The following is a 20,692-nucleotide window of genomic DNA, read 5'->3' as shown; positions in this document are numbered from 1 at the left end:
GCCGCAGGCGTTTTTAGTACCAGAACCAGAAGATGACCGCAAAAACAAAAGAACACCGTGTCCATGAAATTGCGGGTGCCATCCTGAAGCACTGGCACGAAGCCGTTCCCAATGACCGCCTGGCACACCTGATCAAGGATGCGACGCGGGCTTTCCTGCGCTCCTTGCAGATCCGGCTTGCGAAGGCCGGTGTCGCAATCGGTCACTGGACCTTCCTGCGTATACTTTGGGAGAAGGATGGGCTGACTCAGCGAGAGCTTAGCATCGCGGCCGGTGTAATGGAGCCAACTACACTGGTCGCGCTGCGCAGCATGGAGGACCTGGGTTACATTACGCGTGAGCACGCCGAGGGCAACAAGAAGAACCTCCACGTGTTCCTGACGCCGGAAGGCAAGCGCCTCAAGCGTAAGCTCATACCGCTGGCCGAGGAAGTCAATGCGCTGGCCGTCGAAGGGCTGAGCGACCAGGAAGTCGTCAACATGCGGCGTGGTCTGTTGTTGATGATCGAGAACCTTGCGCGCGCCGAAGCGGAAGAAAATCAGCAGCCAGCAGGCAGGGCCGCGTCGGCCAAAAAACCGCGCGGAAGCCGGCCGGCATAAGCCGGAGAACGAAGCGGGAGGCAGGCCGGCCTGTCCTCAGGTGTCACCGAGCTCGAACTGCGCGCGCGGGCGCAGCACGTACCCGGCCAGCCGCTGTTCAAACACATGTGCGACCCAGCCTGCGCTGCGGCCGAGCGTCCATAGCGCTGCGGCCGAGCGGTCTGGCAGCTCGAGTGCGGCAGTAAGACATACGAGCCCGACTTCAATGTTGGCGCGCATGCCCAGCTGCTGCTCGATTTCCTCCACCAGGCGGTAGATCAGTTCTGCCCGTCGGGGCTGCCGCGCGCGCGACTTCGCCAACTCGATCAGCCTTTGCGCGCGCGGGTCGCCGTTCGGGTAAAGCTGCAGGTCGAAACTCATCAGGCGCCCGCGCGAGCGCTCAACATCCTGCACCACCCGCTTGAGTTGCTGTACATTGTCGCAGCCGCGGACCAGGTCCTCGATCCGGTCGCAACCGGCGGCAAGTGCGGTGCCGGAGTGGGTCGCCAGTGCCGCCGCAATGCACGCCTGAAGGCTGGCGCCGCTCGATGCGGCGATGCGCGCGACGAAGGTAGCCGAGCCGAGCTCATGGTCTGCGCTGATGATAAGCGCCTTGTCGATTGCGCGCACCGTCTCTTCATCGACCGCCCCTCCGATCGCCTCCAGTGCATGCTGCGCGATCGACTTGCGGCCAGTTGGCGCGACGAAACGCCGCTGTGGGCCCAGTAGGCCGCAGCAGCCGGCCAGCACGAACAGGATCTGGTGGCCAAGGGTAATGCTGGCACCCCTGCGCATTTCCTCCATGACCGGTAGGTCCAGCGCCGAGGTAGTGATCGAGAACGCCTGCATGATTTTTGGCAGGCCATGCTCATCGGTTTCCAGGCTGGTCAACAAGCCGCCCACGTGTTCCGGAATCGGCTCGATCGGCCAAGTAAAACGCTCGTGCACCAGCACTCCGGTCCATAACAGTTCCACTACGTTTTCAAATCCGGCGGCCTGCTCGGCGAGCACCGTAGCCAGGTGGCCGCGGTAACGCGGCCCCTCGGGCGTAATAGCGGTAATGCGCGAGTTGATGACCGGCTGGCCCCATTGCAGTGCGCTAGCGGCCACTGCGGCATGCCCGTTGCGCGCCTGACTGCGGGCTTTGAGTGCTTCGATGTCCTCCCGCAAGTACATCCGCTCCTTGCGCCCCCTCTGGGCCGTCGCTCGGATGAGGCCGCGGCTGACATAGGTGTACAAGGTCGACGCCTTGATTTCCAGGATCGCTGCCGCCTCGCGCGACGATAGATAGTCTTCCTTCGCTTTGGCTGTATCGGAAGGTTGAACAGAAAATGAAAGCGGTTGCATAGATCGTTTTTTTGGTCCCGAAGCGATAGGTTGATTGCTTAATCGATATTGAACGGCGTCGATGAAGCATGCTAATGTGCGCGAACAATAAAGCACGCTTGCAGACTAAGCAAGTAAATAGATGAGGAGGCGCAATGCGGAAGACAGCGACGCAAAATCCGTGTCCCGAGGCCGGCTGCGCCCCACTTTCCTCTGCGTCCACTACAACTGGCGGCATAATACGTCGCCGCATCAAAGGACAAAAGCATGGAGAAAATTGCGTTCATCCCAGTCATTCCCATTGGCGAACTGCCGGAAGGTACCGTCCGCCGCTGCGTGATCAAAGAACAAGCCGTGGCGCTGTATAACGTGAACGGCCAGATCTACGCTACCGACGACAACTGCACCCACGGACTGGCTTCGTTGGCCGACGGCTACCTCGAAGGGGACGAGATCGAATGCCCGCTCCATCAAGGAGCATTCAATGTCCGGACTGGCGAAGCAGTGGGGCGGCCTTGCACGGTTGCGCTCAAGACTTATCCGGTCGAAATCGAGGATGGGCTGATTCAAGTAAACGTCGACTAATGAGAGGGGTGAGAAATGGGGGAGAGGACGATGAAAACCGGCAGTAGTCCGGCGCAGGATCTGGAGCAGGATCTCCAGCGGCTCCCGCAGGTCAGGGATCTTTACTACGGCGGACAATGGCATCGGCCCCGTGGCGGTTACACGCGCACGTTGAATCCCGCCACGCAGGCCGACCTGGGCGCGGTCGCCAATGCCAACTGTGCCGACGTCGACGCGGCAGTCGACGCGGCCCACGCTGCCTTCGGCACCTGGCGCCACACCAAGCCGGTGGAACGCGCGGCGCTGCTCCGGAAGCTGGCCGAGCGGATCCGCGCGGCCGCATCCGAGTTTGCCTATATCGATTCCCTCAATTGCGGCAATCCCGTCAGCGAACTGGAAAACGATGCCCGCATCGCTGCTGCCCAGATCGAGTATTACGCCGGGCTGGTGCACGAGCTCAAGGGCGAAACCCTGCCGATGGGAGCGGATTGCGTGAACTACTCGATGCGCGAACCGCTGGGCGTGGTGGCCCGGATTGTCGCCTATAACCATCCGTTGATGTTCCTGGCCGGTAAGCTGGCGCCCGTTGTGGCCGCTGGCAATACGGTCATCATGAAGCCGCCGGTCCAGGCGCCGCTGTCCTCATACCGGCTGGCCGAGATTGTCGGCGAGGTCATGCCCCCCGGCGTGATCAACATCCTCAGCGGCGACCGCGAGTGCGGCGAAGCGCTGGTCGCCCATCCGCTGGTACGCAAGGTAGCCCTGATTGGCGCCGTCCCGACCGGCGTGTCGATCCTGAAATCGGCTGCCGACAAGATCATGCCGGTTGCCCTCGAATTGGGGGGCAAGAACCCGCTGATCATCTACCCCGACGCCGACGTCGAGCGGGCCGCGCGCGGCGCGGTCAACGGCATGAACTTCGGCTGGGCCGGCCAGTCTTGCGGTTCGACTTCGCGCTGCTTCGTCCATGAGTCGGTGTACGAGGAAGTGGTGGCGCGGATTGCGGAAGCGGTGCCGCAGCGCTACCGCTGCGGCTTGCCGACCGATCCGGTAACCACCATGGGCTGCCTGATCTCCGAGGCGCATTACAAAAAGGTCGTCGATTACATCGCTTCGGCGCGGCGCGAGGGTGCCCGCCTGGTCGCCGGCGGCGGCCGTCCGGCCGACCCCCGGCTCGACCGCGGCTGGTTTATCGAAGCCACGGTGTTTGCCGATGTCACGCCGGAAATGCGCATCTTCCGTGAAGAAATTTTCGGGCCGGTGCTGGCGGTCATCCCGTGGCGCGATGAAGCGACCATGCTGGAACAGGTCAATGCGCTGGACTACGGCCTGACCGCGTCGATCTGGACCCGCGATCTCGTTGTTGCGCATCGCGCCGCGGCCAGGATCGAATCGGGCTATGTATGGATCAACCACACCAGTGCGCACTTCATCGGCGCCGAATTCGGCGGCTACAAGAAATCCGGCCTCGGCCGCGAGGAAGGGCGCGCTGGTCGACCGTATCACGGCGACGGCATCCAGGCCAACCCCGGCAGCACCGCGGTGCTGGAACTGGGCGGCAGGGGCTCAGCGCCGCCGGAGGACGGCAACATGGTGACCGAAGGGCCGATCCGCGGTTTCTACGAGTACTACCGCACCATCATGTACGGGGACCAGGACTGAAGGCTGCCTGCGCCGGAAGCGGCTGTTCCGGCGCAGCATTTTCCATGGACGTAGGTGTGACGCTGGCCGCTTGGCCAGCGGCGTCCCCGCACGCCGTTCGGACGCCATGTCCGCGGCTGAGGACAGGTCGTCGAGCCGCCGGATCGCGATGTGGCGCACCTGTGGTTTCCAGTTACAAAAATCACGTGTATCGAGCGTTAGCCGGTAGACACCGGTTGGCGCGGCATCTATACTTTTGCTTAGAGGACTAAGCTTTTATGATGCGGTAAAAATAATCCGGCCGCTGCATGCAGGAGCCAGGCAGCGGTTGAACAACTAGAGAGGTCTGCGGTGATAAGCAAAGAAGAGAACGAGCTGCTGTGTCGGGTAGAAGGCGATGCGCCCATGGGGCAACTGATGCGCCGCCACTGGCAGCCGGTATGCCTGATTGAAGAAGTGAGTGAGGCGGACGGCACGCCAGTCAAGGCGCGCATGTTTGGCCAGGACCTTGTAGTGTTCCGCGACACCCAGGGCCGGGTCGGCGTCATGGACGAATATTGCCCACACCGCGGCGCCTCACTGGTACTCGGGCGCAACGAGGACAACGGCCTGCGCTGCCTCTATCACGGCTGGAAGATGGACGTGGAAGGCAACGTCGTCGAGATGGCATCGGAGCCGGCCTCCAGCTGCATGGCCGCCAAAGTCAAGCATCGCGCCTATCCGGTCAGGGAATGGGGCGGCTGCGTCTGGGCCTACCTCGGTCCTGCCGAGACGATGCCCGAGTTCGCGCCGCCGGCCTGGGCGCCGACCGCCGAAGTCCGGGTCAGCATCGCCAAGGCCATCATTCCCTGCAACTGGGCGCAGATCCTGGAAGGCGCGATCGACTCGGCGCACAGTTCCAGCCTGCATTCATCCGACATGGTGCCCGCCCGCGTTCAGGGCGCCGAAGCCAACGACAAGGCCTGGCTGCGTCCTTCCACCGACAAGGCGCCACGGATGCAAGTGCAGCGCACCCCCTACGGCTTCCGCTATGCCGCGCTGCGGCGCCCGATCAGCAATGCGGCGACGCACGATTATGTGCGCTCGACGGTGTTCGTCGCACCGGCCACCGCGCTGATCCCGCCCAACAATCTGTACAACGTGGCCAACATCAACGTGCCGGTGGACGACACCAACACGGCGTTCTATTTCATCGCCTGGGGCCACCCGGCCAAGACCCCGGAGACCGAAACGTGGCGCAAGTTCCTGGGCCAGCGTCTGGGCGTCGACCTCGACCAGCACTACAAGCCACTGCGTAACGTCCACAATATGTTCTGGCAGGACCGACAAGCGATGAAAGCAGGGAACTTCACCGGGATCACCGGTTTCCCGAACCAGGATATTGCAATGTGGGTGACGATGAGCCCGATAGCGAACCGCAGTGCGGACCGCCTCGGCGCCAGCGACCTCGCCGTCGTCGAGTTCCGGCGCCAGATGATCGACGCGGTGCGCGCATTCCAGGACGGGCAGCCGGCGATCGGTTGCGCCGACAGCGCGGTCGGGCTCGGGGTCTGTGCCTACCAGGCGATCATCCCCAAGAGCGTCGACTGGCGCTCGTACGAAACGAGCTATGTGTGGGACGAGCCGCAGGCGGCAGCGCTGGATGGCAGCTACCAGACGAAGGCTTGAGCCGCGGATAACGATTCAGGAGACAAACTTGTCCAAGCTTCAACTTTCAATCGCGATGGGCGACTATGACCGCACCCGCGCGCTGCTCGACGGCAGCGTGCAGATCGACGGCGTCGATCCGGTCTGCATGACGCTCTCACCGGAAGAGATATTCTTCCGCGCTTTCCGCAATGCCGAGTTTGACATCAGCGAACTGTCCTTTTCCAGCTATCTGGTCAAGGCCTCGAAGGGCGAAAGCCCCTATGTGGCGGTGCCGGTATTCCTGTCGCGTGCGTTCCGCCATACCTCGATCTATGTGCGCACCGACCGCATCCGCAAGCCGGAAGACCTGAAAGGCTGCCGCATTGGGGTGCCCGAATACCAACTGACCGCCAACGTGTGGGCACGCTCGATCCTGCAGGACGATTACGGCGTGCGGCCCGAGGATGTGACCTGGGTGCGCGGCGGCATCGACGAGCCGGGCCGTCCCGAAAAAATCAAGCTTGCGCTGCCACCCGACGTGCGGATGGAGAATGCGCCGGAAGGCGACACCATCTCTGCAATGCTCGACCGCGGCGATATCGACGCGTTCATCGCGCCGCGCCCCCCTGGCGGCGCGGCCGCCAATAATCCCAACGTCGGCTGGCTGTTTGCCGATCCGACCGCCACCGCCAAGGACTACTACAAGCGCACCGGGATTTTCCCGATCATGCACGTGGTCGGCATCCGCAACGAACTGGCGGCGCAGCATCCGTGGCTGCCGGGTGCCGTGCTCAAAGCGTTCGAACAGGCCAAGTCGGCCGCGCTCGCCAGGCTGGGCGACACATCGGCCACCAAGGTGACCCTGCCGTTCGTGGAAGAGCAGTTGAAGACGGCGCGCGAGTCGATGGGACAGGATTACTGGTCCTACGGTGTGGCCAACAACCGGCCGACCCTGGAAGCATTCGTGCGCCACCATCATTCGCAGGGACTGTCGGCGCGCCGGATGTCGGTCGACGAGATCTTCCACGCCGGCAGCTACGAGTCCTTCAAGATCTGATCGATGCACAGGCAATGATTTCCATAACAGACCTGCTCAGCTCGTTCCGCGGCGTCAACCTGGCCGGACTTGTCATCGTGGTCGGCGTCGCCGCCGCGTTCGTGGCGGGCGGCATCGTCAAGGGCATCCTCGGCGTGGGGCTGCCGCTGGTCATGGTGCCGGCCCTGTCGCTGGTGATGCCGGCCCCGCAGGCCATCAGCTTGCTGGCGATACCGGTGCTCGCGGCCAACCTGTGGCAGGCAATCGACAGCGGTGTCGCGATCGGCAGCCTGCGCCGCTTTTTCCCGCTGCTGGCGGCGCTGGTAGGAGCGACCCTGGTGACGGTCCCGCTGGCGCTGGCCATGCCCTCGGGCATGCTGACCTTGATGGTGGCGCTGGCGGTGTTGCTGGCGGCACTGTCGATGGCGTTCCGGCCGCAATTCGATATTCCAGCGCACCGTCAACGGCTGGCTGGCGTCGCCGTCGGGGCATTGGCGGGCGTGGTCGGTGGCGTTTCTTCGCTCACCGGACCGGTCGTGATCGCCTATCTGTCGGCGCTGAAACTCGAGCGCGAGGATTTCATCGGCTGCATCAGCGTGATTTACCTGTTCAGCGCCATCCCGCTGTACGCGTCGCTGGCGGCCCATGGCCGGCTGGGTGCGAGTGAACTGGCGGTGTCGCTGGTCGGCCTGCTCCCGATGGCGTGCGGACTGTTGATCGGCAAATGGTTGCGCGGTTTTTTCAGCGAGTTGTGGTTTCGGAGAACCATCCTTGCTTTCCTGGCTGTCAGCGCAGCGGCCTTGCTGTTGCAGGCGACTGAGCTGACCCATGCGCCGCCCAGCGCGAATTTCAAATTCTGGAATAAATGATGTTTGATCATAATGAGACACTCGAAGAGGCGCGCAAGCGCAATGTCCGCGACGCCCTGCTGGAAGACTTGGGACGCGGCGACTGGACCGCACAGCTGGTGCCGGCAGACCAGCTGATGACCGCGCAGGTGGTGGCCAAGCAAGCCGCGGTGGTGTGCGGCCAGCCCTGGTTCGAGGACTGCGTTCATGCGCTCGACCCGGGCGCCACGGTCGACTGGCTCTGTGCCGAGGGCGCCAGCGTCGCCGCCGGGACCACTCTGTGCCGGATCGGCGGCAATGCGCGCGCCATCCTCAGTGCCGAGCGCTCGGCACTGAACTTCCTGCAGATGCTGTCGGCGGTGGCGACCCGGGCCCGTGGCTACGCGGACGTGATCGCCGGGGTGTCGCCGAACCCGAACGGTTGCGTGGTGCTCGATACCCGCAAGACTTTGCCCGGATTGCGCCAGGCGCAGAAATATGCGGTGCGGACCGGCGGCGCCACCAACCACCGGATGGCGCTGTGGGACGGGATCCTGATCAAGGAAAATCATATCGCCGCAGCCGGCGGCATTGCCGCGGCGCTTGCCGCGGCGCGTGCGCTCGACGCCAGCGTCCCGCTCCAGATCGAGGTGGAAAGCCTGGACGAGCTGGAACAGGCCCTGGCCGCAGGCGCGACCAGCGTCCTGCTCGACGATTTCGAGCTGGAGGACATGCACCGCGCCTACGCCCTGAATGCCGGGCGCGCGTTGCTCGAAGTGTCCGGCGGGGTGAGCCTGGAGACGCTGCGCGCGATTGCCGCCACCGGCGTCGACCGCATATCGAGCGGCAAACTGACCAAGGATGTCAGCGCCATCGACCTGTCGCTACGGGTGCTCCAATGAGCCTGATCGATGCCCACAAAGCCGCTCCCCAAGCACCTATGGAAGGCCCGGCAACCCCTGATGGAATGACACCGCTGCGTATCGCGCACGTGCGCGACGTGGCGGAGGGTATCCGCAGCTTCGAGCTGGTCCACCCCGATGGCGCGCAGCTGCCGGTCTTTACGCCCGGTTCGCACATCAAGATCCGGGTGCCGAACGGCGCCATCCGCAAGTACTCGCTGTGCAACGACCCGGCCGAGCGCGGCCGCTACGTCATCGCCGTCAAGCGCGACGAGCGCGGGCAGGGCGGCTCGATCAGCCTGGTCGACGACGCCAGGGTCGGGGACACCTTGCTGGCCTCGGTGCCCGAGAACGCATTTCCGTTCGTGGAAACCGCCCCATCCTATATTTTCATCGCCGGCGGGATCGGCATCACGCCGATCTTGTCGATGATCGCCTCCATGGGCGAGCTGCCTGCCGCGCCCTGGAAACTGTACTATTTCACGCGCTCGCCCGAAACCACCGCGTTCCTGGAGGAACTGAACGCACCGGAACTGCGCGGACGTGTCCATGTGCACCACGACCATGGCGACCCAGCGGCGTCGTTCGACCTGTGGCCGGTGCTGGAACGGTCGAGCGGGGCCCATGTGTACTGCTGCGGCCCGCAGGGCCTGATGGACGCGGTGCGCGACATGTCCGGCCATTGGCCGCATTCGAACATTCACTTCGAAAGCTTCGCCGACGGCAGCCGGCCACGGCCCGACGACACGCCGTTCGTGGTGCAGCTGGCAAAATCCGGCCGCAGCCTCGAGGTACCGGTCGGCAAATCGATTCTCGATGTGCTACGCGAAAGTGGCTGCAACGTGGCGTCGTCATGCGAAAGCGGCACCTGCGGCTCGTGCCGCACCGGCTTGCTGGCGGGCGAAGCGGATCATCGCGACATGGTGTTGATGCCCGAGGAAATGGAGTCGCAGATCATGGTGTGCGTGTCGCGCGCCAGGTCGGCCGAACTGGTGCTGGACCTGTGATCATGGACCAACGTCGCCTCCGCCTCGGCGTGGTCGGCCTTGGCCGCGCCTTCACGCTGATGTTGCCAACCCTGGGCGCCGATCCCCGTATCCAGCTGGTCGCAGCCTGCGACCCGCGCATGGCGGCACGCGCGCAGTTTGCGAGCGACTTCTCGGCGCGGGTCTACGAAAGCGTGGAACAGCTTGCCGCCGACCCCTTGCTGGACGCGATCTACGTCGCCAGCCCGCATCAGTTTCATGCCGAGCACACCCGCATTGCCGCCTCGTATGGAAAACACGTACTGGTCGAAAAGCCCATGGCGCTGAGCATGGCCGAGTGCGACGACATGATCGAAACCTGCCGGGCCGCGGGCGTGCACCTGGTCGTCGGCCATTGCCACAGTTTCGACTCGCCCTATCTGGCGGCGCGGTCGATCATCGGCAGCGGCGAACTCGGCAAAGTCAAGATGATCCAGGCGCTCAATTACACTGACTTCCTGTACCGTCCGCGCCGCCCCGAAGAGCTCGACACCGATGCCGGCGGCGGCGTCGTCTTCAGCCAGGCGGCGCACCAGGTGGACGTGGTGCGTCTGCTGGCGGGCAGCCGGGCGACGCATGTGCGCGCCACCTTGGGTGCCTGGGATCCGGCGCGGCCCACCGAGGGGGCATACGCAGCGATGTTGTGGTTCGAGGACGGTGTGTTCGCCTCGCTGGTCTACAGCGGATTCGGGCATTTCGATTCGGACGAATGGTGCGGCTGGACGGGAGAAATGGGCGCGCCGAAGGACGCCGACGAGTATGGCGGCGCGCGCCGTCGCCTTGCCGCCATCGCGTCACCGGTGGAAGAGGCCCGCCTCAAGGCAGCCGCTACCTATGGCGGCCCGGCCTATCGGGCGCCGCCCGGGCGAGGCGCGAGCGCCGCGCCGGGCCACCACCAGCATTTCGGACCGATCGTCGTCGCATGCGAGCGCGCAGATGTCCGGCCGATGCCCGACGCCGTGGTGGTGTACGGCGATGCCGTGCGCGAGCGGCGCGCGCTGGCGCCGCCGGCCGTACCGCGCTTTGAAGTCATCGATGAGCTGTATGCGGCGGTCGTGCACGGAGCGGCGCCGCTTCACGACGGACCGTGGGCCAAGGCCACGCTCGAAATCTGCCTGGCGCTGCTGGAATCGGGCCGCAAGCAGTGCGACGTGAAGCTGGAGCATCAGGTGGGTGGGCCGAGCGACAAAGGGCTGACGACCAGCAGGCGGAAATGAAGCGTCTGAAGGCCAAGCTGAAACGCGTTACCGAGGAGCGCGATATCTTAAAAAAGGCCGCGGCAGGTTCAACCGGTCAACGCAACGGCTCGGCAATTTTATCGATCGACGCCATATAAGCAAGAGTTTTCCTGGGGCGCGTATTCAGCTTGTGCGCGATGGAGTTGAGGTCACTCTGCGACTACTCCGCCAAGTTCGTGCCGTCCGGGAAGTACTGGCGTAGTAATCGATTGGTGTTTTCGTTGGTGCCACGCTGCCACGGGCTACGCGGATCGCAAAAATACATCTGGACTGCGGTAGCTGCCGTAAACCGCTTATGTTGTGCCAGTTCAGTGCCCCGATCCCATGTGAGTGTCTTCATTTTGCCAGCCTGTAGAGCATTCACTTCTCGGACAAGTGCCCTGACTACGTTGTCGGTGTCCTTCCCTTCGAGCTTTACAAGCATCAGGTAACGGGATCGACGCTCGACCAAGGTAGCGATATGGGTGTTTTTTGCGCCGGAGAGTAAGTCGCCTTCCCAATGACCCGGTATGCGGCGATCCTCCACTTGAGCCGGCCGTTCGTGGATTGAAACAGCGTCAATGATCCGGCCTCGCGGCTGTCCATCGGTAGTCGACGTTTTCCCGCGACGCATCATGCGACGGCTGCGCAGTCGTGAAATCAGCTCTCGTTTCAGTACGCCACGCGCTTGTACAAACAGGCACCGGTAAATCGTTTCATGTGATACCTGCATATTTGGCTGGCCTTTATGGTACTTAGCAAGCCATCCGGAAATCTGTTGCGGCGACCAGTCTTCTGCTAGCCGCTCCGCCACGAGAGCATTAAGCGGTTTGTTGAGAGCCAACTTACACTGTTTAGGCCGACGCGATCGCTCTACGGCAAAAAGCTCGGCTGTCGCCGCACGATAGCGCTTTGCGCCGCCGTTCCGGCTGACCTCACGGCAGATTGTCGACGGCGAACGGCCAAGGCGGGAAGCAATAGCGCGAAGACTGCACCCGGCTGCCAAACTACGCGATATCTCTTCGCGCTCTAACACCGTCAATGCATCCGGACGGCGGCGTCGTTCACGGGGCGCGATGCCGCCAGAGGCCGCAAGTACGCCGTGAATCGACCCGGCATGTTTTCCTAGTGCCCGCCCGATTTCAGATAAGGACTGGCCGTCCTTCCATCGAATCCACAACTCTTTTTTCTGCTGAACAGACAGTCCTGGTCTTCCAGTTCTTGGCATTACATCTCCATAAAAACGCCATTAAATCAGAACTGTTGCGCTGACCAGTTGAACTCACCGCTGCGTACCTTAATAAGATGTACGGGTAATGTACGCCTTCATTTGAGATGCTCGCAAAGAGCATTCGATCCGAGGGCTTTGCAAGATAATGGCTATACATGGCTTTAATGGAATGGACGCATCCTTCCTGACACGGCATTGATATGCCAAAGTGGATGTGTAGAGGTATCCACAACCGGAAAGGAGCGTCCAAAATGAAGCTGAGTGCATGCGGCATTGATCTGGCAAAGGCAGTGTTCCAAGTACATGGTGTCGATCTTCACGGTAAGCCCTGCCTGCGCAGACAACTCAGGCGCACTGAGATGCTGACGTTTTTTGTGAAGCTCGAGCCGTGCCTCATTGGTATGGAAGCTTGCGGCAGCGCCCACTACTGGGCGCGCAAGCTGAGCGAAATGGGACACACCGTCAAGCTGATGGCTCCGCAGTTCGTCAAGCCCTATGTAAAGACAAACAAAAACGATGCGGCCGACGCTGAAGCCATCTGTGAGGCAGTTACTCGGCCCAATATGCGTTTCGTGGCGATCAAGACAGAACAGCAGCAGGCGTTGCTGGCAATCCACCGCGCACGACAAGGCTTCGTTAAGGCGAGAACTGCCCAGGCCAACCAGATTCGGGGCCTGCTGGCCGAATTCGGGATCGTTATCCCGAAGGGACTGTGCAATCTCGGCCCTCGGTTGGGATTGCTCTCTGATGAGTCTACCGGACAGTTACCCGGCAGCTTCTGCACTTTGCTGCAGCGGCTTGCCGAGAATCTAAAGCAGTTGGACCTGCAGGTTCGTGAGCTGGAAAAAGAGATCGGGCTCTGGCACGCGCACAATCAAACCAGCCGCCGACTGGCCGAGATTCCAGGAATTGGACCGATTACCGCAACTGCACTAGTGGCTTCAATTGGCGATGCACGCTGCTTCAAGAATGGTCGACAGTTGGCTGCCTGGATGGGCCTGGTGCCCAGGCAGCACTCGAGCGGAGGCAAGCAGGTCTTACTCGGTATCAGCAAGCGGGGCGACGGCTACCTACGCGCGCTGCTGATTCATGGGGCACGTGCCGTGCTCCGACATGCCGAGCACAAGGTGGAGACTGCCACAAGTTGGCTCGGGCACTTGCTGTCGCGACGAAACAAGAATGTCGCCACTGTCGCGTTGGCCAACAAGAACGCGCGTCGGGTATGGGCACTTCTCATGTATGACGAAAGGCGGTTCCGTGCCGATTACGTCCCTACTGCCGCAGGCACGTAATCGACACGGCCAGGTTACTTCTCAACCGATTTCAAGGAGGATTGGCAAGGATCCTTCCACCGATTGCTCAGGCGATTGAAGATGTGATGGCAAGACAGGTCAGACCGGGACCGGCAAACCCTGCACGCAACAAGGAGCGTTAAGCTCGTGGCTTTGATCAGGAGCTGGTCAGCAAATTCCATCAGGGACAGAGGCACCGTCTCAAACAAAGTCCGGATGTATGGCTGCAATCTACCTCATTGCACATCACAGAATCGAAAACCTGGCAAACCAGGATGCGTCCATGTATGTTGCGTAAATCAGGCTCGGCCAGCGTAGAAGGCGTAGGTCTGGTAGCCTGAGCAGGATGAAACCAGCTCCACAGAAGTACCGCACGACCAACTGGAAGACGTACAACGAAGCGTTGAAGTCACGCGGTTCGCTGCTCATCTGGCTCGATCCGGCGATGACTTGGCACAGCCAGCCGAGCGGCAAGCGCGGGCGCAGCCAGACGTTCAGCGACGAGGCGATCCAGTTCTGCCTGAGCATCAAGTGCCTGTTCAATTTACCACTACGCCAGGCCATGGGGATGACGCAAAGCCTGCTGCACCTGGCTGGGCTCGACTGGCCGGCGCCGGACTACAGCACGGTGAGCCGTCGGCAAAAGACGCTGCAGGTTGCCATTGGCGCCGTGCCGACCACGACAGGCTTGCATCTGCTGGTGGACAGCACGGGTATCAAGATGCTGGGCGAAGGCGAATGGAAGACGAAGAAGCATGGTGCAGAGTACCGCCGCCAGTAGCGCAAGGTGCATCTCGGGATCGACGCGTCCACGCTCGAGATCCGGGCCATGGAGGTCACCGACAACAGTGTCGGCGACGCACCTGTCCTGCCAGCGCTGCTGGGCCAGATTCCTGCTGACGAGAAGATTGCCAGCGTCAGCGGCGACGGCGCTTACGATACGAAGGACTGTCATGAAGCCATCGCGTTGCGCGCCGCGCATGCCATTATCCCGACCCGTAAGAACGCCAAGCCCTGGAAGGCAAACCGCTGCGGTGCCGATGCACGTAACGACATCCTGCGGACGACAAAAAGGCTGGGACGGGCAATATGGAAGAGATGGAGCGGCTACCACCGGCGCAGCCTTGTTGAAACCAAGATGCGCTGCTTCAAGCTGCTGGGCGAGCGTGTCATAGCGCGCGACTTTGACCGTCAGGTTGCCGAGTTACAAGTGCGGGCTGCCGTGCTGAACCGGTTCACTCGGCTGGGTACTCCGATTACGGTCCCAGTGTTATAAAACGAACTACAAATGGCGTTAGCTCGGCCTTCGCTCGATTTACGCAACATTAAAGCCTCTTCATTCCTTTCGAACAGATCAGCGCCAACGCGTCACACCGTCATCTTGCACAATAAGCCTGATGAATTCACGACACCGCACCGAGGAATTTTCCGTCTTTTGCACTGCGCATCTGATCCGGCCGGTAGGCGATTACAATGGCCAGAGGGACATTATGAAGAAAAATTCTGGCAGCCGCGCTTTCCGCCAACTCAGCCTGTCCAGATTTGCCGATGCCCGAGCGTGATGTGTGTATCGCTTGAACCCTTGCAGAACGAAAAGCCCGGTTGGTCTTAGTGATGAGTATTGAAAAGAAGAAGCTCTCCCTTTCCTGGCGCGACGTAAAAGCGAAGCTGGCTGACTATGACCGCGGCGGCTTGATCGAGCTGGTACATGGCCTGTACACGGCCAGCAAGGACAATCAGACTTTCCTGCACACTCGCTTGGCGCTTGGCGACCATATGTTGAAATCGTACAAGGCTACTATTGATCGTTGGCTGTGGCCGGATATGTCCAAGAACCAGGACACTTCGGTCGCCAAAGCCAAGAAGGCAATTGCGGACTACAAGAAGGCGGTTGGTCAACCTGACGGGCTTGCGGAACTGATCGTTTTCTACTGCGAGAGGGGGGCCGGGTTCGGCAACGATGTTGGTCTGCAGGACGATGGATATTTTGATGCGCTCGTGCGAATGTTCGGGCAGGCATTGAAAACCATTGTCGCCTTGCCTGACGCGGCGCGATTATCTCTTTTGGAGCGCCTGAAAGAGGTTCGACGCATCAGCCATAACTTCGGTTACGGCGTCGGCGACGAGATGGACGAATTGCTGTCTGAGCACGGGTTCGATGACTGACCAGTCTGCCATTGCGGCCCTTCAGGCCGAAAACGCCCGTCTGATCGCGCTGCTCGAAGCCCACGACATAGAATGGCGGCCACCTCAACCGGCCGTTCGTGTAGCGCGGGAGCCGGAATCGTCACGGTTTTCCACCGCTGAGAAGGTGATGCTATTCAGGCGCCTGTTTCGCGGGCGCACGGACGTCTTCCCGATCCGCTGGGAAGGTAAAACTACGGGCAAGTCAGGCTACGCTCCCGCTTGCGCCAACGAGTGGCGCGCCGGAATCTGCGAGAAGCCGCGCATCAAATGTGGAGATTGCACCAACCGCCTGTTGATCCCGCTGTCCGATGCGGTGATCTATGACCATTTAGCCGGCAAGCACACAGTCGGGGTGTATCCGCTGCTAGAGGATGACACCTGCTATTTCCTGGCGGCCGACTTTGACGAAGCCGATTGGCGCGACGATGCCCGGGCTTTCATGCAATCGTGTAAAGAGCTCGGTGTTCCCGCTGCGCTGGAAATTTCGCGATCCGGCAACGGGGCGCACGCTTGGGTTTTCTTTGCCAGCCGCGTTTCCGCCCGTGATGCCCGACGCTTGGGCACTGCCATCATCAGCCATACCTGCTCTCGGACCCGGCAACTGAAGCTTGCATCCTATGACCGCCTGTTTCCGAACCAGGACACGATGCCCAAAGGTGGCTTCGGCAATCTGATCGCCTTGCCGCTACAGAAGTTGCCGCGGGAAAGGGGCTACAGCATATTCGTCGATGTCGAACTCCACCCGCACCCGGATCAATGGGCGTTCCTGGCGTCGATCCAGCCGATGGCTGCTCATGACATAGACGCGACAATCCTCAGGGCCACGGACGGCGTACATCCGCTGGACGTTACCTTTATCGACGATGAAGACATGGTCATGCCGTGGAAGCGAGAGAATACGTCGACCAAGCTGCTGACCGGGCCCATGCCCGGATCGCTAACGGTGACGCTGGCCAACCTCATTTACTTCGAAAAGGCGCAATTGCCGCAGACGCTGGCGAACCGGCTGATCCGTCTGGCCGCTTTTCAGAACCCCGAGTTTTACAAGGCACAGGCCATGCGCATGTCGGTGTGGGACAAGCCTCGCGTCATCGGCAACGCTGAGAACTACCCGCAGCATATTGCCCTGCCTCGTGGCTGCCTCGATGCCGCGCTGGAGCTGTTGCGCGACAATGGCATCACCTGCGACCTGCGCGACGAACGCTTTGGCGGTGAGCCGATTGATATCTCGTTCCTCGGTACCTTGCGGCTGGATCAGGAGGCAGCCGTGTCGCGGCTGCTTTACCACGACACCGGCGTCCTATGTGCCCCAACGGCCTTTGGCAAGACGGTTACTGCCGCCGCGATGATCGCCCGCCGAGGAGTAAATACGCTCGTGCTGGTACATCGGACCGAGTTGCTCAAGCAGTGGCAGGAACGCCTGCAGGCCTTTCTGGGCGCGGTCAACGGCGTGGTTGGCACCATCGGTGGCGGCAAGTCCAAATCCACCGGGAAGATCGATATCGCAGTGATGCAGTCGGTATCCCGGCAAGGCGAGGTGAATCCGCTGGTCGAGAACTACGGTCACGTGATCGTGGACGAGTGCCACCACGTCGGCGCCGTATCCTTCGACGCCATCCTGAAGCGGACCAAGGCGAAATATGTGCTGGGCCTGACGGCGACGCCGATTCGGCGCGATGGTCAGCAGCCAATCATCTTCATGCAGTGCGGGCCGATCCGACACACTGCAGCCCAACCGCCCGGCGCGCCCCACGATCTGAAGGTGCTGCCTCGATCACACGTCACGCGGATCGAACTGCCGACCGATACAGGCATCCAGGACGTGTTCCGGCATCTCGCCAACGATCCAGCCCGGACCGAGGCCATCGTGGCTGAAGTCAAAGATGCGTACGAGCAGGGCCGCAAAGTGCTTGTGCTGACTGAACGGACGGAGCACCTCGAAGCAATTGCAGCTGCCCTCGCTAATCCATTGACCGCGCTATTCATGCTACACGGCCGAATGTCGAAGAAGCAGCGTGCTGCACTCATCGCTGAACTGGACGCGTTGCCGCCCGACGCGCCTCGCATCTTGTTGGCGACCGGAAAACTCGTAGGTGAAGGCTTCGATCACCCACCGCTTGATACGCTGGTGCTGGCAATGCCAGTCTCCTGGAAGGGCACGCTGCAGCAGTATGCCGGACGTCTGCACCGGGAGCATGCAAGCAAGACTGACATTCAAATCGTCGATTTCGTGGACACCGGCCACCCAGCGCTATTACGAATGTGGGACAAGCGTCAGCGTGGCTATCGGGCGATGGGATACCGACTGGGTTCGATGGAGCTGAACGATGACCTGCATGGCTGATGGAGCATCAAGGTAAGCTGCACGCTGACCGAGGCTGTGCTTCATGAACGCAACGGGCCTAATAGCGCTAGTGCGGGATCGCAACACCAATTGCACGCTACGGCGTCGAATCGCGCGAATGGCTCCAGCGATGCTATCTGGCACGTTCTCTGCGATCATCGGCAGCCGAAGCATGCCTTACAGGTACAGTAAAAGATTCACTTTTACTTGGCCTTATTGCGTAAATCGGGCCCGACCAGCGAAGAACGCGTAGGTCTGTAGCCTGAGCCGGATGAAACGAACTCCACAGAAGTACCGCACGACCAACTGGAAGACGTACAACCAAGCGTTGAAGACACGCGGTTCGCTGCTCATCCAGCTTGACCCGACGATGAGCTGGCATGGGCAACCGAGTGGCAAGCGCGGACGTAGCCAGACGATATAAGGACGATGCCTTTGCAGTATCGCAAAGGCAACAGTGTTGCTATGATGTCGGCACGATTGACTTGTGTGAACTACAGATTACAATGAGTACCGTAATACCGCGCAAAGTAAAGAAAACAGACGACTTCAAAACTTGGCTTAAAGAACTGAGGGATGACGTCGGCAAGGCGGCGATTAACGATCGCATCGAGCGTCTGGAGCGCGGCAATTTGGGCGACTGTCACCCAGTCGAAGGCGCACCGGGTCTGTACGAACTGCGGGTCGACCATGGCCCAGGCTATCGCGTCTATTTCATCAACGTCGGCACTACGATCGTCCTGCTGCTTTGCGGTGGCGACAAGAGCACGCAGACAGCTGATATCAAGAAGGCAAAGAAAATGCTGGATGATATCAAGAAGCAAAACGCTGCCGCTAAGAAGAAGCGGGAAGAGGACGAGAAGAAGGCGGCAAAGGCGGCCGAGAAGGCTCGTCAGTCAAATAAATCGAAGAGGAAGTAAGCCATGAATGCGAACAACGTTACCCTGACCGAACTGGAAAGCGTCCCAGGCCTGGACGATCTGGAAGGTGTCGAAGGCATCAGCGACTTCGACTCGGCCGAGTTCCTAAACACCAAAGAGTCAATCGCTGCATACCTGAGCTTTGCTGCACAGTCGGGCGACCCTGAGCATTTCAAGGCCGCACTGAAGACCGCCGCCCGTGCAGAGAAGATGGCGAATATTGCAGCAGAGGCCGGCATTACCCGCGAGGGCGCGTACAAGTCCCTCAAGCCGGGTACGAAGACGCAGATGGCTACCATCATGGGCATACTCGATGCCCTCGGCATGGCGCTTGCTGTCATCCCAAAGGAAGCGGCTCGTGATAACAGCTACGCCCTGGCAGCGTAAGTTGACCAAGTAGTTGATCGTGTAGCGGAAGGCTCCGCGATCACCGTGCGGTACGATTAGGTCTACGCGGACCTCGCTCTCCGGGTTCTGTCGCGTTGGCTGAGCAGTTGCCGTGATCGGGTAGACTGCGGCACCCGAAGATATTGTCAAGTTGCCGGAGTCCTCCGCCGCTCCCTAAAATGGGGGATGGCAAACACTCGACTTTACCGCGGCTTCCGCTACCCTCGTGAGATCATCAGTCATGTAGTGTGGCTCTACTTCCGGTTCTCGCTGAGCTTTCGCGGCCGCAACATGGCCTTGTTTCGAGCGAAGGCCATGCTTGACGAGGTGATCGCTGGTTTGCCACCACGGTCCTGCCACCAATTCCAGCCCGTCAGGTACGCTTCATGCATGAGCACACGCATTCATCCCCAAGCCCGCACCACGCCAAAGATTCGACAGGAAATCAACGACTCTGGATTATCCGATCGTGAAGCGGCCAAGGTCTTCAACATCTCTCGGGCTACAGCCGCGAAACGGCTAAAACGCGATGACGTTCAAGACCGTTCGCATCGCGCTCACACGCTGCATACAACGCTGAGCGCCCCCAGGAAGCGGTGGTCCTCTCGTTGCGCCAGTCGCTGTACTTGCCGCTCGACGACCTGCTTTATGTTACTGATGCGTCGCGTGCGGGCCTGGCGCGCTTGCTCAAACGCGAAGGCATGTCTCGCCTGGAGGACGTCATTCCCAAGGCCGAAGGCGAAACCATATCGCCAAAGAAGACATTCAAGGACTACGAGCCAGGCTTTGTTCACATTGACATCAAATACTTGCCGCAGATGCCCGACGAGACTTCGCGGCGCTATCTCTTCTTGGCCATCGTCCGCGCTACCCGCTGGGTGTTCATGCACATTTACAGCGACATGACCGACAAGAGCAGTGTCAACTTCCTGCGTCGTCTGAAGCTGGCTTCACCCATCAAAATCGCCAAAATTTTGACCGTCAACGGCTCGCAGTTCACCGACCGCTTTGCCATGAAGGACAAGAAGCCGAGCGGCGAGCACGCGTTCGACAAAGCCTGCACAAGCATGGCTATCGAGCATCGACTGGCGCCGCCACGTCACCCGCAATCCAATGGCATGGTAGAGCGATTCAACGGCCGCATCAACGAGCTATTGCAGCAAACCCGATTCGACAGCAGGGCCGACCTGGAGACGACTTTGCTCAACTACCTCAAGCTATACAACCACCACATTCCTCAACGTGCCATCGGTATCAAAACACCGATCCAGGCGCTCAAGGAATGGCAGCGCAATAAACCTGACCTTTTCGTTAAGCGCGTTTATGACCACGCGAGACTTGACACCTAGGAACCAGAATAAAGAGCGGTTCTGACAACGTAACGACGCATCGCAAGATGCGGGATGCAAATCGTGAGTGAGGGGGAAAGCGACCATCTTCTCCAATTGGTGTATCTCTGGCTCAATAGAAGCAGGGGCACTCCGTACTTACGCCCCTCCTTCGCTATCCGTTGGATGGAAAGCTGACCTGCCGCGAAGAACTCATCCCGCTGAGTAGCCGTATCGTACCCGGTCTGGCACCCGGTT

The 20,692-nt window shown here is 60.9% G+C and carries 16 protein-coding genes and 5 pseudogenes; 19 read left to right on the top strand and 2 right to left on the bottom strand.

The window, feature by feature from the left end; all coding sequences use genetic code 11:
- Positions 1-32: 32 nt before the first annotated feature.
- On the top strand, positions 33-599 hold the full coding sequence (locus AM586_RS27255; RefSeq protein ID WP_047824833.1) for a MarR family winged helix-turn-helix transcriptional regulator: 567 nt from the start codon (positions 33-35) through the stop codon (positions 597-599).
- Positions 600-635: 36 nt separating this feature from the next.
- Here the strand turns inward: AM586_RS27255 and AM586_RS27250 are convergent, their stop codons facing one another.
- Entirely contained in the window at positions 636-1,925 is a 1,290-nt protein-coding gene (locus AM586_RS27250) for a citrate synthase (RefSeq protein ID WP_047824832.1), read from the bottom strand.
- A gap of 246 nt (positions 1,926-2,171) precedes the next feature.
- Here AM586_RS27250 and AM586_RS27245 point away from each other — a divergent pair, with 246 nt between their 5' ends.
- The 9 genes from AM586_RS27245 to AM586_RS29125 all read left to right on the top strand — a co-directional run bounded on the left by AM586_RS27245 (position 2,172) and on the right by AM586_RS29125 (position 10,864).
- Positions 2,172-2,489 (top strand): non-heme iron oxygenase ferredoxin subunit, encoded by a 318-nt coding sequence (locus AM586_RS27245; protein WP_047824831.1) that lies wholly within the window; start codon positions 2,172-2,174, stop codon positions 2,487-2,489.
- A gap of 30 nt (positions 2,490-2,519) precedes the next feature.
- Positions 2,520-4,130, top strand: coding sequence for an aldehyde dehydrogenase family protein (locus tag AM586_RS27240; protein WP_082439913.1), 1,611 nt, complete (start codon positions 2,520-2,522; stop codon positions 4,128-4,130).
- Between the two features lie 384 nt (positions 4,131-4,514).
- Positions 4,515-5,777, top strand: coding sequence for a Rieske 2Fe-2S domain-containing protein (locus AM586_RS27235; protein ID WP_373995248.1), 1,263 nt, complete (start codon positions 4,515-4,517; stop codon positions 5,775-5,777).
- A gap of 28 nt (positions 5,778-5,805) precedes the next feature.
- Positions 5,806-6,795: a hypothetical protein gene (locus AM586_RS27230; RefSeq protein ID WP_060567203.1), complete on the top strand. Its 990-nt coding sequence runs from the start codon at positions 5,806-5,808 to the stop codon at positions 6,793-6,795.
- A 14-nt stretch (positions 6,796-6,809) separates the two neighbouring features.
- Positions 6,810-7,643: a sulfite exporter TauE/SafE family protein gene (locus tag AM586_RS27225; RefSeq protein WP_060567205.1), complete on the top strand. Its 834-nt coding sequence runs from the start codon at positions 6,810-6,812 to the stop codon at positions 7,641-7,643.
- Positions 7,643-8,503, top strand: a complete 861-nt coding sequence (nadC, locus tag AM586_RS27220; protein WP_060567207.1) for a carboxylating nicotinate-nucleotide diphosphorylase — start codon at positions 7,643-7,645, stop codon at positions 8,501-8,503. Before AM586_RS27225 ends, nadC begins: the two co-directional genes overlap by 1 nt.
- Positions 8,504-8,568: 65 nt before the next feature.
- The gene (locus tag AM586_RS27215) at positions 8,569-9,510 is read left to right on the top strand and encodes a PDR/VanB family oxidoreductase (RefSeq protein ID WP_229412968.1); all 942 of its coding nucleotides are present in this window, start codon (positions 8,569-8,571) and stop codon (positions 9,508-9,510) included.
- 2 nt (positions 9,511-9,512) lie between these two features.
- Positions 9,513-10,745 (top strand): Gfo/Idh/MocA family protein, encoded by a 1,233-nt coding sequence (locus AM586_RS27210; protein WP_047824921.1) that lies wholly within the window; start codon positions 9,513-9,515, stop codon positions 10,743-10,745.
- Entirely contained in the window at positions 10,742-10,864 is a 123-nt protein-coding gene (locus tag AM586_RS29125) for a hypothetical protein (RefSeq protein ID WP_257791544.1), read from the top strand. Before AM586_RS27210 ends, AM586_RS29125 begins: the two co-directional genes overlap by 4 nt.
- On the opposite strand, the pseudogene AM586_RS27200 reads toward AM586_RS29125, so the two are convergent.
- A pseudogene (locus AM586_RS27200) lies at positions 10,822-11,973 on the bottom strand (IS30 family transposase). The gene AM586_RS29125 and the pseudogene AM586_RS27200 sit on opposite strands and share 43 nt — an antisense overlap.
- Before the next feature lie 254 nt (positions 11,974-12,227).
- Between AM586_RS27200 and AM586_RS27195 the strand changes: the two are divergent.
- The 9 genes and pseudogenes from AM586_RS27195 (at position 12,228) to AM586_RS27160 (ending at position 20,455) form a co-directional block, all read left to right on the top strand.
- The gene (locus AM586_RS27195; RefSeq protein WP_060567211.1) at positions 12,228-13,268 is read left to right on the top strand and encodes an IS110 family transposase; all 1,041 of its coding nucleotides are present in this window, start codon (positions 12,228-12,230) and stop codon (positions 13,266-13,268) included.
- Positions 13,269-13,614: 346 nt separating this feature from the next.
- Positions 13,615-14,544: pseudogene (locus AM586_RS27190) on the top strand (IS5 family transposase).
- 338 nt (positions 14,545-14,882) lie between these two features.
- Positions 14,883-15,434 (top strand): hypothetical protein, encoded by a 552-nt coding sequence (locus tag AM586_RS27185; RefSeq protein ID WP_060567226.1) that lies wholly within the window; start codon positions 14,883-14,885, stop codon positions 15,432-15,434.
- A complete protein-coding gene (locus AM586_RS27180) occupies positions 15,427-17,799 on the top strand; it encodes a DEAD/DEAH box helicase family protein (protein WP_047824925.1) in 2,373 nt (790 codons plus the stop codon). The genes AM586_RS27185 and AM586_RS27180 overlap by 8 nt, the downstream gene beginning before the upstream one ends.
- A gap of 271 nt (positions 17,800-18,070) precedes the next feature.
- A pseudogene (locus AM586_RS27175) lies at positions 18,071-18,217 on the top strand (IS5/IS1182 family transposase); the annotation flags it as partial.
- Positions 18,180-18,719, top strand: a complete 540-nt coding sequence (locus AM586_RS27170; RefSeq protein WP_373995247.1) for a type II toxin-antitoxin system RelE/ParE family toxin — start codon at positions 18,180-18,182, stop codon at positions 18,717-18,719. The pseudogene AM586_RS27175 and the gene AM586_RS27170, both read left to right, overlap by 38 nt.
- 3 nt (positions 18,720-18,722) lie before the next feature.
- Positions 18,723-19,106 carry an addiction module antidote protein gene (locus AM586_RS27165; protein WP_052233923.1) on the top strand — a complete coding sequence of 128 codons (384 nt, stop codon included), beginning with the start codon at positions 18,723-18,725 and terminating at the stop codon, positions 19,104-19,106.
- Between the two features lie 186 nt (positions 19,107-19,292).
- Positions 19,293-19,388: pseudogene (locus AM586_RS29310) on the top strand (IS6 family transposase); the annotation flags it as partial.
- 108 nt (positions 19,389-19,496) lie between these two features.
- Positions 19,497-20,455, top strand: a pseudogene (locus tag AM586_RS27160) (integrase core domain-containing protein).
- The last annotated feature ends 237 nt before the right edge of the window (positions 20,456-20,692 follow it).

It is taken from the genome of Massilia sp. WG5, assembly GCF_001412595.2.
In the GTDB taxonomy this organism is placed as follows: domain Bacteria; phylum Pseudomonadota; class Gammaproteobacteria; order Burkholderiales; family Burkholderiaceae_D; genus Telluria.
The sequence above is the reverse complement of the archived record's forward strand: the minus strand, read 5'-3'. Positions and strand labels throughout refer to the sequence as shown.

What these genes read in the sequence shown, in the direction of transcription:
- AM586_RS27255 (WP_047824833.1), top strand. Translation starts at nt 33, where the DNA reads ATGACCGCAAAAACAAAAGAACACCGTGTCCATGAAATTGCGGGTGCC.
- AM586_RS27250 (WP_047824832.1), bottom strand. Translation starts at nt 1,925, where the DNA reads ATGCAACCGCTTTCATTTTCTGTTCAACCTTCCGATACAGCCAAAGCG.
- AM586_RS27245 (WP_047824831.1), top strand. Translation starts at nt 2,172, where the DNA reads ATGGAGAAAATTGCGTTCATCCCAGTCATTCCCATTGGCGAACTGCCG.
- AM586_RS27240 (WP_082439913.1), top strand. Translation starts at nt 2,520, where the DNA reads ATGAAAACCGGCAGTAGTCCGGCGCAGGATCTGGAGCAGGATCTCCAG.
- AM586_RS27235 (WP_373995248.1), top strand. Translation starts at nt 4,515, where the DNA reads ATGGGGCAACTGATGCGCCGCCACTGGCAGCCGGTATGCCTGATTGAA.
- AM586_RS27225 (WP_060567205.1), top strand. Translation starts at nt 6,810, where the DNA reads ATGATTTCCATAACAGACCTGCTCAGCTCGTTCCGCGGCGTCAACCTG.
- nadC (WP_060567207.1), top strand. Translation starts at nt 7,643, where the DNA reads ATGTTTGATCATAATGAGACACTCGAAGAGGCGCGCAAGCGCAATGTC.
- AM586_RS27215 (WP_229412968.1), top strand. Translation starts at nt 8,569, where the DNA reads ATGACACCGCTGCGTATCGCGCACGTGCGCGACGTGGCGGAGGGTATC.
- AM586_RS27210 (WP_047824921.1), top strand. Translation starts at nt 9,513, where the DNA reads ATGGACCAACGTCGCCTCCGCCTCGGCGTGGTCGGCCTTGGCCGCGCC.
- AM586_RS29125 (WP_257791544.1), top strand. Translation starts at nt 10,742, where the DNA reads ATGAAGCGTCTGAAGGCCAAGCTGAAACGCGTTACCGAGGAGCGCGAT.
- AM586_RS27195 (WP_060567211.1), top strand. Translation starts at nt 12,228, where the DNA reads ATGAAGCTGAGTGCATGCGGCATTGATCTGGCAAAGGCAGTGTTCCAA.
- AM586_RS27185 (WP_060567226.1), top strand. Translation starts at nt 14,883, where the DNA reads ATGAGTATTGAAAAGAAGAAGCTCTCCCTTTCCTGGCGCGACGTAAAA.
- AM586_RS27180 (WP_047824925.1), top strand. Translation starts at nt 15,427, where the DNA reads ATGACTGACCAGTCTGCCATTGCGGCCCTTCAGGCCGAAAACGCCCGT.
- AM586_RS27170 (WP_373995247.1), top strand. Translation starts at nt 18,180, where the DNA reads ATGGGCAACCGAGTGGCAAGCGCGGACGTAGCCAGACGATATAAGGAC.
- AM586_RS27165 (WP_052233923.1), top strand. Translation starts at nt 18,723, where the DNA reads ATGAATGCGAACAACGTTACCCTGACCGAACTGGAAAGCGTCCCAGGC.